Annotated in this window: 15 protein-coding genes; 12 read left to right on the top strand and 3 right to left on the bottom strand. The window is 35.8% G+C overall.

Annotated features, from left to right (window positions below):
• The first annotated feature begins 61 nt into the window (after positions 1–61).
• The 12 genes from GMA17_RS09855 (at position 62) to GMA17_RS09910 (ending at position 9,594) form a co-directional block, all read left to right on the top strand.
• Positions 62–1,477, top strand: a complete 1,416-nt coding sequence (locus GMA17_RS09855) for an NAD(P)/FAD-dependent oxidoreductase (protein ID WP_248395544.1) — start codon at positions 62–64, stop codon at positions 1,475–1,477.
• A 124-nt stretch (positions 1,478–1,601) separates the two neighbouring features.
• On the top strand, positions 1,602–2,003 hold the full coding sequence (locus GMA17_RS09860; RefSeq protein ID WP_248395546.1) for a RidA family protein: 402 nt from the start codon (positions 1,602–1,604) through the stop codon (positions 2,001–2,003).
• Between the two features lie 73 nt (positions 2,004–2,076).
• The gene (locus GMA17_RS09865) at positions 2,077–3,516 is read left to right on the top strand and encodes an aldehyde dehydrogenase (protein ID WP_248395548.1); all 1,440 of its coding nucleotides are present in this window, start codon (positions 2,077–2,079) and stop codon (positions 3,514–3,516) included.
• Between the two features lie 85 nt (positions 3,517–3,601).
• Complete coding sequence (locus GMA17_RS09870) at positions 3,602–4,384, top strand: SDR family oxidoreductase (protein WP_248395550.1); 783 nt, start codon at positions 3,602–3,604, stop codon at positions 4,382–4,384.
• Positions 4,385–4,387: 3 nt separating this feature from the next.
• Positions 4,388–4,843, top strand: a complete 456-nt coding sequence (locus GMA17_RS09875) for a hypothetical protein (protein ID WP_248395551.1) — start codon at positions 4,388–4,390, stop codon at positions 4,841–4,843.
• Between the two features lie 48 nt (positions 4,844–4,891).
• Positions 4,892–5,428 carry a 3-hydroxyanthranilate 3,4-dioxygenase gene (locus tag GMA17_RS09880; RefSeq protein WP_248395552.1) on the top strand — a complete coding sequence of 179 codons (537 nt, stop codon included), beginning with the start codon at positions 4,892–4,894 and terminating at the stop codon, positions 5,426–5,428.
• A gap of 3 nt (positions 5,429–5,431) precedes the next feature.
• A complete protein-coding gene (locus GMA17_RS09885) occupies positions 5,432–6,514 on the top strand; it encodes an amidohydrolase family protein (RefSeq protein WP_248395553.1) in 1,083 nt (360 codons plus the stop codon).
• Between the two features lie 63 nt (positions 6,515–6,577).
• The gene (locus tag GMA17_RS09890; protein WP_248395554.1) at positions 6,578–7,222 is read left to right on the top strand and encodes an O-methyltransferase; all 645 of its coding nucleotides are present in this window, start codon (positions 6,578–6,580) and stop codon (positions 7,220–7,222) included.
• A 109-nt stretch (positions 7,223–7,331) separates the two neighbouring features.
• Entirely contained in the window at positions 7,332–7,637 is a 306-nt protein-coding gene (locus GMA17_RS09895; protein WP_248395555.1) for a hypothetical protein, read from the top strand.
• A gap of 33 nt (positions 7,638–7,670) precedes the next feature.
• Complete coding sequence (locus GMA17_RS09900; RefSeq protein WP_248395556.1) at positions 7,671–8,459, top strand: oxygenase MpaB family protein; 789 nt, start codon at positions 7,671–7,673, stop codon at positions 8,457–8,459.
• A 258-nt stretch (positions 8,460–8,717) separates the two neighbouring features.
• The gene (locus GMA17_RS09905) at positions 8,718–8,942 is read left to right on the top strand and encodes a hypothetical protein (RefSeq protein ID WP_248395557.1); all 225 of its coding nucleotides are present in this window, start codon (positions 8,718–8,720) and stop codon (positions 8,940–8,942) included.
• A gap of 181 nt (positions 8,943–9,123) precedes the next feature.
• Positions 9,124–9,594: a hypothetical protein gene (locus tag GMA17_RS09910; protein ID WP_248395559.1), complete on the top strand. Its 471-nt coding sequence runs from the start codon at positions 9,124–9,126 to the stop codon at positions 9,592–9,594.
• Between the two features lie 196 nt (positions 9,595–9,790).
• On the opposite strand, the gene GMA17_RS09915 is transcribed toward GMA17_RS09910, so the two are convergent.
• The 3 genes from GMA17_RS09915 to GMA17_RS09925 form a co-directional block, all read right to left on the bottom strand.
• On the bottom strand, positions 9,791–10,078 hold the full coding sequence (locus GMA17_RS09915) for a twin-arginine translocase TatA/TatE family subunit (protein WP_256476048.1): 288 nt from the start codon (positions 10,076–10,078) through the stop codon (positions 9,791–9,793).
• An 81-nt stretch (positions 10,079–10,159) separates the two neighbouring features.
• Complete coding sequence (locus GMA17_RS09920) at positions 10,160–12,469, bottom strand: M1 family metallopeptidase (RefSeq protein WP_248395561.1); 2,310 nt, start codon at positions 12,467–12,469, stop codon at positions 10,160–10,162.
• A 64-nt stretch (positions 12,470–12,533) separates the two neighbouring features.
• Positions 12,534–13,037, bottom strand: coding sequence for a DUF6702 family protein (locus GMA17_RS09925; protein ID WP_248395563.1), 504 nt, complete (start codon positions 13,035–13,037; stop codon positions 12,534–12,536).
• Positions 13,038–13,053 lie beyond the last annotated feature (16 nt).

Here is a 13,053-nt window from a genome sequence, read left to right on the forward strand (position 1 = left end):
TTGTTAAAGGCTCCTCAAAACACCTTAAATTATAAAAACATCACATTTGTGATACATTAATATGAAAAACAAACAACAAAACATACTCATTATCGGTGCTGGACTTTGTGGTAGCCTTTTAGCTTTGCGTATGGGGCAACGCGGTTATAAAGTGACGGTTATGGAAATGCGTCCCGACTTACGAAAAGTCGATATCAGCGCTGGTCGCTCTATAAATTTGGCATTGTCAGATCGTGGCATTAAAGCCATGAATTTAGTAGGTATTCAAGACAAAGTAGAACCACTCTGTATCCCCATGAATGGGCGTATGTTACATGACATGGAAGGTAACACAACCTTGGCGCCATATAGTGGTCGCGATCATGAGTTCATTAACTCCATTTCTCGTGGACAACTAAATGCGCTTTTATTGGATGAAGCTGAAAAACATGATAACGTGGATATCTATTTTAATAGAAAATGTGAATCTGTTGATTTTGAAAATACCACAGCTCGTTTTACTGAATTCAATACCCAAAAGGAATTTATTGAGGATGCCGATATTATTATTGCAACCGATGGTGCTGGTTCTGCCATGCGCCAAAGTTACTATTTAGGACATAAATTTTTGTTTAGCTTTTCACAAGACTATTTAACCCATGGCTATAAAGAATTAAGTATTCTTCCAGGCGAAAATGGCAGCTATAAAACCTATAAAAATGCCTTACATATCTGGGGCCGTGAAGCATTTATGCTTATTGCATTACCCAATTTGGATGGCAGTTTTACAGTAACTTTATTTTTAAGTTATGAAGAAGGTGAATACAATTTCAATAATTTAACCACCAAAGAGCGTGTTTTAGAATTCTTCTCAAAATACTTTAAAGACGCTTTAGAATTGATGCCCAATTTGGTTGATGATTTCTTTGAGAATCCAACCGCACCTTTAGGAACAGTAAAATGTTCGCCTTGGCATTACAAAGGAAACACCTTGCTCATGGGTGATGCCGCTCATGCTATTGTACCGTTTTACGGGCAAGGTATGAATGCATCTTTTGAAGATGTAGTAGAATTTGATAAAGTTTTAGATGCCGGTCATGCCAATTGGGAAACTATTTTTAATAAATACGAAACCTCTCGCAAAAAAGATACCGATGCTATTGCCGATTTAGCTATCGATAATTTCCACGAAATGAAAGGCCATGTCAATCATGCCAATTTTAGAGAAAAGCGTACATTAGAAATGGCTTTTGAAAAAACATTTCCCAATCATTATTCATCCAAATATTCATTAGTGACATTTAATGAAAATGTTAGTTATCACGAGGCCATGACACGAGGCCGCGCGCAAGATAAAGCAATTTTGAACATGTTGGCTGATGGTGCAATTACAGAAGTTGAAAACATATCAAACGAAAAACTAAAAATTCTTTTAGATAAGGTAAAAGCCGAAACCGAAGCCATTCTTGAAGATGATAGAATTGCTGGATTGAGATAAAAAACCGAACCAAACCTTTCCGAAAGAAGAGCAATGTAAGGTTAAAGTTATATTAATAAAGTACTCTTGTTTTCGCCCGAGTAAGAGTTCCTTCCCCAAGGAAGGTTAGCATGGGCATTTTATTATGACAAAAGTAACACCAAGAGGCGCCTATCCACATGTAAAACGTGTAGGCGATTTTATATTTGTTTCAGGCACCAGTTCCCGAAGAGCTGACAATACCATTGCAGGCGTTGATATTATTGACGAGATGGGAACAAAACACCTAAATGCGGAAGTACAAACACGTGAGGTTTTAAAAAATATTGATAAAAACCTACAAACCATTGGCGCATCTATAAAAGACGTGGTGGATGTTTCTACGTTTTTAGTAAACATGAACGACTTTGCGGGCTACAATAAAGCCTATGCTGAATTTTTCGATAAAGAAACGGGACCAACAAGAACTACCGTTGCCGTACACCAATTACCACATCCAGATTTAGTAGTGGAGATTAAGGTAACGGCTTACAGAAAAGAAGAATAAAGAATTAAGACAAAAGAATAAAGACCGAGTAGATCTCTATTCTTTTATCTTTTGTCTATCATCTTGAAATCAAATGAACATTCAAAACTACATAAACGGAAAATTCATACCTCCCATTTCTAATGAGTGGATAGACAATTACAATCCTTCAAATGGTGAGATTTACGGACAAATTCCAAATTCATCAAAAGAAGATGTAGAAAACGCCTATATAGCTGCAAAATCAGCTTTCCCTAGTTGGTCTCAAACGACACTAGACGAACGTAGTCGCATTCTCATTAGAATTTCAGAAATACTAGAAGCCAACTTACAACAATTTGCAGAAGCCGAAAGTAAGGACAATGGCAAAGCTATTTCTTTAGCCAAAGCCGTGGATATTCCTCGAGCCGCCAGTAACTTTCGTTTCTTTGGAAATGCCATTACGCAATTTTCAAGTGAAAGCCATGAAAGCGTTGGTCAAGATGCGGTAAATTACACCTTACGTCAACCAATTGGTGTTGTGGCTTGTATTTCGCCATGGAATTTACCTTTGTATTTATTTACATGGAAAATTGCACCAGCTTTAGCTGCTGGCAATTGTGTGGTTGCCAAACCAAGTGAAGTCACTCCCATGACGGCTTATTTATTAGGAGAAATTTGCAACGAAGCAGGTTTACCTAAAGGCGTATTGAATATTGTTCATGGTTTGGGTGGTTCAACAGGTCAAGCTATTATTGAACATCCAGATATTAAGGCCATTTCATTTACTGGAGGCACCGCAACAGGCGCGCATATTGCCAAAGTAGCGGCGCCTATGTTTAAAAAATTATCATTGGAATTAGGTGGGAAAAATCCCAATATTATATTCGCAGATTGTGATTATAATGATATGCTGGACACAACTGTTCGGTCCTCATTTGCCAATCAAGGTCAGATTTGTTTATGTGGAAGCCGAATTTTTGTAGAAGCGTCTATTTACGAAAAATTTAAAACTGATTTCGTTGCTAGAATACAGGCTTTAAAAGTTGGGCATCCATCAGAAGCCGCAACCAATATTGGTGCTTTGGTTTCCAAATCACATCTTGAAAAAGTGATGGAATACATCCAAATTGCCCAAGACGAAAAGGGTAAAATTCTTTGTGGTGGCAATCAAGTCACTGTAGCAGGTTGTGAAAATGGCTACTATTTAGAGCCTACTGTTATAGAAGTACCAACCGACGAATGCCGCGTGAATCAAGAAGAAATTTTTGGGCCAGTTGTTACCATCATGCCTTTCCAAACGGAAGATGCCGTATTACAAATGGCTAACAAAGTTAAATACGGTTTATCCGCAACACTGTGGACAAATAATTTAAAACGTACCATGCGCATGAGTAATGAATTACAAGCTGGTATTGTTTGGGTAAATACGTGGATGATGCGTGATTTACGAACACCTTTTGGCGGTGTAAAAGCATCTGGTGTTGGTCGTGAAGGTGGTTTTGAAGCCCTACGCTTTTTTACGGAGGCAAAAAATGTTTGTATAAAGTATTAAAAAAGAACCCAGAAATTAGATGACAGAAAATAGACTTATAAAATGTTCTATTTTCTTTACTCTTTTTTCTTTTATCTCAAATAAAATGAATTTAGAACTAAATAATAAGTACGCATTAGTTTGCGGTAGCACAGCAGGAATAGGAAAAGCAACAGCCATGGCACTTGCCAATGAAGGTGTTCAAGTTACCTTAATAGCTAGAAACGAAGACAAGCTAAAAGCTACTTTAGCAGACTTATCAGATCATAGAAACCACGATTATATAGTTGCCGATTTTTCAAACCCAGACGAATTGAAGTCAAAAGTTTCTGACTATATTTCAAAAAATCACGGATTCCATATATTGGTAAATAACACAGGTGGACCAGCCGGAGGCCCCGTTTTTATGGCAGATTTGGACGAATTTCAAAAAGCATTCACACAACATTTAAAATGTAATCATGTGCTAGCCCAAACGGTTGTTCCTTTTATGAAAAAAGCTGGTTATGGTAGAATTATAAATGTTATTTCTACATCCGTTAAGCAACCTCTTGATGGGTTAGGTGTTAGTAACACCATTCGTGGCGCTGTTGCCAATTGGAGTAAAACCCTTGCCAATGAGTTAGGACAATTTGGAATTACGGTGAATAACGTGCTTCCTGGTGCCACTGGAACCGAAAGATTGACAGAGATTATTAAAAACAAATCAGCTAAATCCGGAAATAGCGAAGAAGAAGCTGCCAACGCAATGAAACAAGCCGTTCCAGCTAAACGTTTTGCCAAACCTGAAGAGTTAGCTGATGCTATTACCTTCTTGGCCAGCGAGCGCGCTAGTTATATTAATGGCATTAATCTTCCTGTTGATGGCGGACGAACTAAAAGTCTTTAAAAAATGATTAAGACCTTTTATATCACAATAGTTTTCATGCTTTTTTCAGGAATAAGTCATGCCCAATATACGCTGAAAAACTATTCCAATGCAGAAATTGATAAACTGCCAATAGTTAAAGAAATTGCTAATTGGATTCAGTATAATCAAATTGATAATGTGATACCTTTATTAGCCAATAAAAATATTATTGATCAGACGTATTTAGATTCAGAAACCACATTTTTATCCCTCGAGTATACTAGAGATCGAATTGATTCCAATACACATACCACTGTAGTCGATGATCGTAACATTGTTTGGTATGAACGCAACTTTTATAAAAACAGTAAATCGAAATTAAAACCACGCTATCAAATTTACTTTACCGTAGAATTTAGTAACGATTCTTATAGGATAATTGATCTTCGATTTGGCAAGAAGAAAAAAATAAACACGAGTGAATATGATACAAATTGATGCCAAAGTTTGTAACTTTATATCATTCATTTCTTAAAAAAACACAAAATGAGCACCATATTTCCACCTATTAATTTTAAAGCATGGATAGAAGAAAACAGACATCTTTTAAAACCACCAGTTGGCAATAAAGTTGTTTGGAAAGATGGCGACTTTATTGTGATGGTCGTGGGCGGCCCAAACAACCGAAAGGACTACCATTATAACGAAACACCTGAATTCTTTTACCAAATAGAAGGTGACATGGTTTTAAAGGTTATAGAAAATGGCAAACCAAAAGATATTCATATAAACGAAGGAGACATTTTCCTACTACCGCCAAAAGTGCCGCATTCTCCACAACGAGGTGCCAACACCGTGGGATTAGTAATTGAATATCCTCGAGAAAAAGGTGTTCAAGATGCCTTACTTTGGTTCTGTGAAAACTGCACCACTAAATTATACGAAGAGGATTTTACCGTTGAAAATATTGAAACGGATATGCCTGTAATTTTTGATAAATACTACGGCGATCAAGCCAAACGAACATGTCCTAATTGTGGCGAAACCATGGAGCCACCAAAAAAAGTACAGATAGAAGACTAAATTATGAAACGAAAACTTCGAATTAACGGCCACTCACACCTACTTCCCTATCCAGAGGAAATTCCCCAGTTTATGCAAGACAAGGGTATTTTCTGGGTAGATAAAGACCGGAAATTTATGCTTCAGAAAGATTGGAACAGACCCATTACGGATTCTAGTTTCTTTTTAGATGAAAAGTTAGCATGGATGGAGCGTTTTAAAATAGACCACGCCGTAGTTTTAAATTTATCGCAGTTGTACGGAAATGGTTTACGTGTGGAAGAAATGCGAAAAGCTTTGCGTTTTCAAAATGATTTTAATGCGAAAGCACAACGCGAAAACCCAAGTAAATTTACCTGTGGTTTTGTTGTTCACCCTGGTTTTGTAGAAGGTGCCTGTTGGGAAATTGAACGTTGTGTGGAAGAACTAGGCATGCAATTACTCTGCTTACCAACGCACTATATGGATACCATTGGTACGTGGCGTTGTATTTTTGATGAAGAAAATGAGCCCATTTTTGAATTGGCCAATAAATATAATTTAGCCGTAGAAATTCATCCTTATGATGGTGAAAAGTTCATTAAGTTAGAAAACACCTCTTGGCGTTTTCACTTAATTTGGATGTTGGCGCAATGCGCGGATGCCTATCATTTTTTAACCTTAAATGGGTACCAAGATAAGTTCCCAAATATGCGAACCTGTTTTGCACATGGTGGCCAATTAGCACAAATTAATTTAGGCCGCCGAATTCAAGGGTTTGATGGCAGACCAGATTTATTTGAAGGCAAAAGTCACCCGAGAAAAGCCGTTGGACATAAAAACATCTTTTTTGATACTTTGGTTCATGATACTGGTGGCCTGCAATTATTAATAAAAAATCAAGGCTCCAAACAAGTGTTAATGGGACTTGATGATCCCTATCCACTAGGCGAAATGGAAAGTGAAAAACAATCGTCCTATCCCGGAAAGATTTTAGATCTGGCAATGGAACAAAAAATAATTTCAGAAACCGAACGCGATGCCATTTGGGAAGACAACGTTATCCAGTGGTTGTGTGGTGATGATGAAATAGCGAAACAGAAATTAGTCAACCGGATTTTAGGATAAATTGCCACTATAATCAAGCAAGCAGCTCAACAACAAACAACTCGCAACAGTTAACAATAAAACATGCATTTCCTTTCAGAAGATTTAGATACCTATGTGGTAAACCATTCGGAAAACGAACCTGAATTACTACAACAGTTAACACGAGAAACCTACCAAAAAATTTTGCAACCACGCATGTTAAGTGGGCATTACCAAGGTCGCGTGTTAAGTATGATTTCTAAATTAATCAACCCAAAAACCATTTTGGAAATTGGCACTTATACCGGGTATTCCGCTTTGTGTTTAGCAGAAGGCATGCAAAAGGAAGGCGAACTTCATACCATTGATATTAACGAAGAGCTTGTTGATTTTCAGCGCAAATATTTTGATAAATCTGAATTTGGAAAGCAAATTCATCAGCATTTAGGAAACGCCTTGGATATTATTCCAACACTCAATAAAACTTACGATTTGGTTTTTATAGATGCCGATAAGGAAAACTATTCTGTGTATTTTGAACTGATTATAGAGCGTTTAAATCCTGGAGGCATCATCTTGTCAGACAATGTACTTTGGAGTGGTAAAATACTCGATACAAGCTTTAAAAAGGACGACACATCCACACCGGCTTTAATTGCATATAACACATTGCTTAAAAACGATCCACGTGTAGAAACTGTTTTATTACCCATTCGTGATGGGTTAACGATTAGCAGAAAAAAATAATAATTCACGACATTTAAAAATGTAAAGCACTTCCCATAAAAGGAGCCTAAATTTTTTGATTAATGTCATTTCTACATACTAATATCTATTATAATCCAACAAAACAACCATGTTTGAGAATACGGAAAATAACAGCTTTTGGAAGACAGGCAACGGTAAAGATTTTCTAGTTTGGGCCAATATCCATGAAGAAAATTTAATATCTAATTATAGCACTCAATTATTTCTTCAGTACGATGATGAGCTAGAACCATTAACAAAAGTGTGGTTAGAAAATGGTGATTTTAAAACCATCATGAAATCTTTACACCAGAATCATGAAAATAAGAACCTACCTTTAAACTATCTGAAATTTAAAAATAATTTGTACCATGTCCCAAATTGGGTTGATTTTGATTTAATTCAAGCAGGCTGAAAACTTTCAGAAAGAAGTGGTCTAAACGGACTCTTGGTTTTACGCAACTTTGCCCTTTTAGGTGGATATAATTTTGCAAACCTAACCAAGCCTTTAGTTGCTACTGGATCTTTAGAAAAGGGAGCCGCTAACCGCCTTTATAACACACTCAATTTTTGGGTTGAAGTTAGTAGAAGCGATAAAAATGCACATGGCAAGCGCTTAAATGCATGCATGCAAACGCGCTTAATTCATTCTGCCTCGCGCTTAATGATTCAAAAAAAACATCCAGAATGGAATAAAGATTGCTATGGCGAGCCCATTAATTATGCCGATATGATTGCTACGAACATTGCTTTCACGGTTTACTACTTATATGGATTACAAAAATTAAATTTCAACTATTCTGAAAAGGAAGAATTAGGCGTTTTCCACCTATGGAAATACGTAACCTATCTTTTAGGTGTTCCAAAGGAACTTATTCCGAACAATAAAATGGAAGCTTTAAGTTTCTTTCATTTTTGGACTAAATACCAAGGGCAACCAGACGAAGATGCTATTAAACTCTCCGAGTCGTTGTTAAATGAAAACACACCTATAAGTATGTTTAAGTTAGATATTATTAAACGAAATATGGGATATATTCATAAAAGTATTTCTAATTATTTAATTGATGGCAACATCCGGCAAAACTTAAATATACCAGAGGTCCGATTTAAGAATATCATTCCGAAAGCCGTGCAATTGAAGAATCAATTAATTATAAACACAGAACGGGAAATTCAGGAAGGAAGAGCAAATCAGAAAAGTATATTGCATGATTATAAAAATGCCATCACTTAACAGGTCATTTAAAATTCTAAATACAACATTTAGAAAATTATCCTCTCGTGGAATATTCTTAAAAGCAATTCACGATGGAGTTATGAACTAGTAGCAAGGTCTATAAACCTATTTATCCTGCAAGCTATCGGAAATAAATTGCTTTATTTAATTTTACCTAACTTGGTTGCTATAATAAACAAACCAGCTCATCAATTTGCATGTAATGTGGACGTGTAGTCTGGATTCTAACTTAGCACCTTTATAAATTATTTTTTTATGAAATTAAACTTATTGTCCTGTGAAGCTCAAAAACCAGACAGACGAGCGATAGCCAAATGTATGGTTGAAATTTCAAATAACATATCTGAATCTCTAGCTAATGAACTCACCGATATTCTTTTAGAAGGCGATGCTGTTGCTATTGCCGTATCTGATAAAAACTCGGGTTCGGCATTAAGAGCTTTGCGAAAATTGGATATTGATTATGAGATTATAGAGTAAGTTTATAATTCGTAATAGCTTATCATTTAGCAGAATAGTTAAAGCTTGACTTTCTTAAAAAAATTAACGAACTTCGTTTACAACTGATATAAAACATTCAAACGGTTCCATATCATATCGTTGTGAGAATTGCTAAACGATTTGGAACATAAAAACGATTATCTTTACCAAAAGCCAATACATGAGACATTTAATTTTTAGTTTATTAGTTTTTATTTCTTTCAGTAATGCGAGTGCTCAAAAAATTGAGAATAATAATTTCAGTTATGAAGAAGATGTAACATTTACCATAAAACGATTTAATAATTCCAAAACAACACAATACGGAAACGGCACTGATAATAGAGTCTATATTGCACAGGGAGCGCGATTTAAGACGGCATGGATAGAAATATCCAATAATACAAAAGAAGATAAAGAAATTAATTTTGAAACGTTTTACTTAATTGACTCACAAGGAAAGAAATATCACGTCCATATTGTAGTACAATCAGGTAAAATGGGTACAACTGTCGAACGATATAAACAACAATTAAAAGCTGGAAAAGAGCGATTGTTTTTCGCAGAATTTTGGCCTCCATATCCTAAAAATGAAAAAATTGAGAGTATGGAAGTGAATGGAAAAATCATTAAGTTAAAAGAAGTCGAATAAAGCACTTCTCACCACAATGGCTAATCGTAATATAGCTGTATTTTGCCTTCCGGAACATCGTTTTCCATTAAACTTTCTAATTTGTAGAAAATACTCAACTGACCAAGTCGCCACTATAGTTAGCCGAAAACGATAATGAAATTAAAAACTCACATTAAAAATTGCTTATCTAATAAAGTAAAGACCCAATATTCTTTTAAAGTTTCCGCCTCACAGACCCCGTAAAATCCTCCAATTCGTCTTTTACTTTATTCAGTTCGTCTTGAACATCTTTGGTAACGCTGGTATCAATGCCATTTTTTTCGGCACTTTTGGTGATTTCAGATTTCAGGTCGTTGGACGCATCTTTAAGCATGCGCATACCTTTACCCATTCCGCGAGCTATTTCAGGAATTTTATCGGCACCAAAGACCATGACTACTATAAATAGTATAAACATGATTTCGGTAGTACCTATAAATAAGTATATGGCTTGTTGTATCACGATGCAAATATAGTAAGTAGTTTGATACGAATAAAAAAAGCCGACTGTTAAAAGTCGGCTTTTAATAAAATATTATAATAATTAATCTTTTTTCTTATCCTTGAACTGATCAAACTGGCTTTGTTTCACTTCTCGTGGCCACGAATTGTTTGATGTATCTACATCAGCTGTCTCTAAATTAGGATCGACAGTAATTTTAACAATCTCCTTATCAGACGCTACTGCTTTGCTTACTTCTTTATCATTTAAGCGCCAGATTTGTGCTGGATATTTTTCCATTTTGGTTGTACCATCGGCATAGGTATACTCCACTATAATTGGCATGACTAATCCGCCTGGCTTCTCAAACGTTACGCTGTAGAAATATTTAGGTTGTTTAATTTTAGCACGTTCTTCAGGTGTAAAATTATCCATTACATATTCCTTTAAAGTTGGTGAGTTTTCTAAAAGCGTCCCATTTTTCATGTCTTCAGTAAATTCCTCACTTCCTTCTTCAACCATATAAACCAAAGGTGGTAAATCGCTCATTTTCATGCCACGTTGTTTTACCATTTCTTTAATACGTGCATTAGGTTCCGATGAAACATAATATTTTTTCACCTCTTTAACACCCATATCTACATAATCTGTTGTATAAAACCAACCTCTCCAAAACCAATCTAAATCGAATGCCGATGCATCTTCCATAGTTCTAAAGAAATCTTCTGGTGTTGGGTGCTTAAACATCCAACGGTTTGCATATTCCCTAAAGGCATGGTCAAACAACTCACGCCCCATAACGGTTTCTCTTAAAATGTTTAGAGCTGTAGCCGGTTTTCCATAAGCATTATTTCCAAACTGATAGGTGTTTAAACCTTTAGTCATAATAGGCGCAATATAATCTTGATCGCCACCCATATAAGGTACAATGTTAGCGGCTGGTCCACGACTTGATGGATATTTATCATGTCCTTCAGATAAGGCGGCTGGATACCACTCACCAAAATCTTGTTCAGCTACATATTGAGCAAAGGTATTTAAACCTTCATCCATCCAAGTCCACTGACGCTCATCACTATTTACAATCATTGGGAAATAGTTATGGCCTACTTCATGGATAATAACACTAATCATCCCGTATTTAGTACGATCGCTGTATTTTCCATCTTTATCTGGACGTCCGTAATTAAAACAAATCATTGGGTATTCCATTCCTTGTTGCTTGGCATGAACCGAAATAGCTTTATGGTATGGATAATCAAATGTCATACGTGAGTATGTTTTTAATGTACTTGCCACGGCATAGGTGGACCACTCTTCCCATAACGGGTTTCCTTCTTTCGGGTACATAGAAACAGCCATGACATCTCTGTCGCCAATTTTAACTGCCATCATATCCCAAATGTATTTTCTAGACGTTGCAAATGCAAAATCTCGAACATTTTCTGCCGAATATTTCCAGGTTTTACTCCCTGTTGCACGACCTTTTTCTGCCTTTTCAGCTTCTTCCTGTGTTACAATAAAAACAGGCTTATCATAGGATTTTTGCGCTTGTTCGTAACGCTTCATCATGTCTTTTGAAAACACCTCTTTACGGTTGGTTAAAACACCCGTTGCATCCATAATATGATCTGAAGGCACCGTAATATTCACTTCATAATTACCAAACGGTAAAGCAAATTCATCACGTCCCCAGAATTGGGAGTTTTGCCAACCTTCTACATCACTGTAAACAGCCATTCTTGGAAAGAACTGTGCAATAATATAGTTTCTATTACCATCTTCTGGGAAAAATTCATATCCAGAGCGTCCACCCATATTTACATAATCATTAATATTGTACCACCATTTGATAGAGAATACAAACTTATCACCTGTACCCATTGCTTTTGGCAATTCAACACGCATCATGGTACGATTTATCATGTGTGGCAATGCTTTTCCGCTAGCATCTGTAACGGCTTCTATTTTAAAACCACCATCAAAACCGTCTGTCATATATTCTGAAGCAAAGCTACCAGCTTGTTGTGCTCCACGTACACCACTACCTTCAATTAAAGGCGACTGTGAATCTTTAGCACGCATATTTTGATCTAGCTGCACCCATAAATACTTTAAAGGATCCGGTGAATTATTAGTGTATGTAATAGTTTCAAAACCGGATATTGTGGCTTTGTCATCATCCAACGTTAAATCCATTTTATAATCTGCTTGCTGCTGATAATAAGCTGGACCTGGTGCTCCCGATGCTGTACGGAACATATTTGGTGTTGAAAATTCATCATACAATTGTTTGAATTTATTATTGTTTGTATGACCTGGTTTGCGTTCTGGTTTCTGTTCCTCATCTTGAGCAAATGCTCCAAGGGAAACAAATAAAGCAGATAGAAAAAGATACTTTAGTTTTCTCATAGTTGGTTTGTATTACTATATAATTGATTGGAAAATTAACACTTTTTTAAGGTAATGAATTACATTAATTAAAGTTTAACATTCCTTTATCATTTTGTTTTATCAGTATAAAGCTATTATTCTCATCATTAATATTGGTTCTTACAATATTTTTCTGGTCAGGAAACAAATCGAATAATACTTGATTACTAACTTCAAATGATTGGATTGAAGGCACATTTGTAATTTCTAAATAACAATACACAATGTCATTTTCATATTCTTTACCTAAAAACACCATATTAGCGTGCTTGCCATTGATGGTTATCGCCATTTTTTCAACAAGATATTTTCCAATATATTGGTTTACATTTTTAGACTCACTTTTGGCTGCTAATGTTACAGTTTCGTCATATCTTGTGCGAATTAAACGCTCGAAATCATCTACAAATATTCGGGTTATAATTTGAACGGATTGTTTTTCTTTTACATATTCAATTTGCGTAATACTCACATAATATTTGTGTGCTGACGAAAAAGCTAGAAGTGGAATAATGGCTAAAATGAATAGGTATTTAAGTAATTTCATTTATTTGTGATTTTTA

Origin of the sequence: Bizionia sp. M204, assembly GCF_023205095.1 — a bacterium.
Classification (GTDB): domain Bacteria; phylum Bacteroidota; class Bacteroidia; order Flavobacteriales; family Flavobacteriaceae; genus Algorimicrobium; species Algorimicrobium hallyeonense.

What these genes read in the sequence shown, in the direction of transcription:
- GMA17_RS09855 (WP_248395544.1), top strand. Translation starts at nt 62, where the DNA reads ATGAAAAACAAACAACAAAACATACTCATTATCGGTGCTGGACTTTGT.
- GMA17_RS09860 (WP_248395546.1), top strand. Translation starts at nt 1,602, where the DNA reads ATGACAAAAGTAACACCAAGAGGCGCCTATCCACATGTAAAACGTGTA.
- GMA17_RS09865 (WP_248395548.1), top strand. Translation starts at nt 2,077, where the DNA reads ATGAACATTCAAAACTACATAAACGGAAAATTCATACCTCCCATTTCT.
- GMA17_RS09870 (WP_248395550.1), top strand. Translation starts at nt 3,602, where the DNA reads ATGAATTTAGAACTAAATAATAAGTACGCATTAGTTTGCGGTAGCACA.
- GMA17_RS09875 (WP_248395551.1), top strand. Translation starts at nt 4,388, where the DNA reads ATGATTAAGACCTTTTATATCACAATAGTTTTCATGCTTTTTTCAGGA.
- GMA17_RS09880 (WP_248395552.1), top strand. Translation starts at nt 4,892, where the DNA reads ATGAGCACCATATTTCCACCTATTAATTTTAAAGCATGGATAGAAGAA.
- GMA17_RS09885 (WP_248395553.1), top strand. Translation starts at nt 5,432, where the DNA reads ATGAAACGAAAACTTCGAATTAACGGCCACTCACACCTACTTCCCTAT.
- GMA17_RS09890 (WP_248395554.1), top strand. Translation starts at nt 6,578, where the DNA reads ATGCATTTCCTTTCAGAAGATTTAGATACCTATGTGGTAAACCATTCG.
- GMA17_RS09895 (WP_248395555.1), top strand. Translation starts at nt 7,332, where the DNA reads ATGTTTGAGAATACGGAAAATAACAGCTTTTGGAAGACAGGCAACGGT.
- GMA17_RS09905 (WP_248395557.1), top strand. Translation starts at nt 8,718, where the DNA reads ATGAAATTAAACTTATTGTCCTGTGAAGCTCAAAAACCAGACAGACGA.
- GMA17_RS09910 (WP_248395559.1), top strand. Translation starts at nt 9,124, where the DNA reads ATGAGACATTTAATTTTTAGTTTATTAGTTTTTATTTCTTTCAGTAAT.
- GMA17_RS09920 (WP_248395561.1), bottom strand. Translation starts at nt 12,469, where the DNA reads ATGAGAAAACTAAAGTATCTTTTTCTATCTGCTTTATTTGTTTCCCTT.
- GMA17_RS09925 (WP_248395563.1), bottom strand. Translation starts at nt 13,037, where the DNA reads ATGAAATTACTTAAATACCTATTCATTTTAGCCATTATTCCACTTCTA.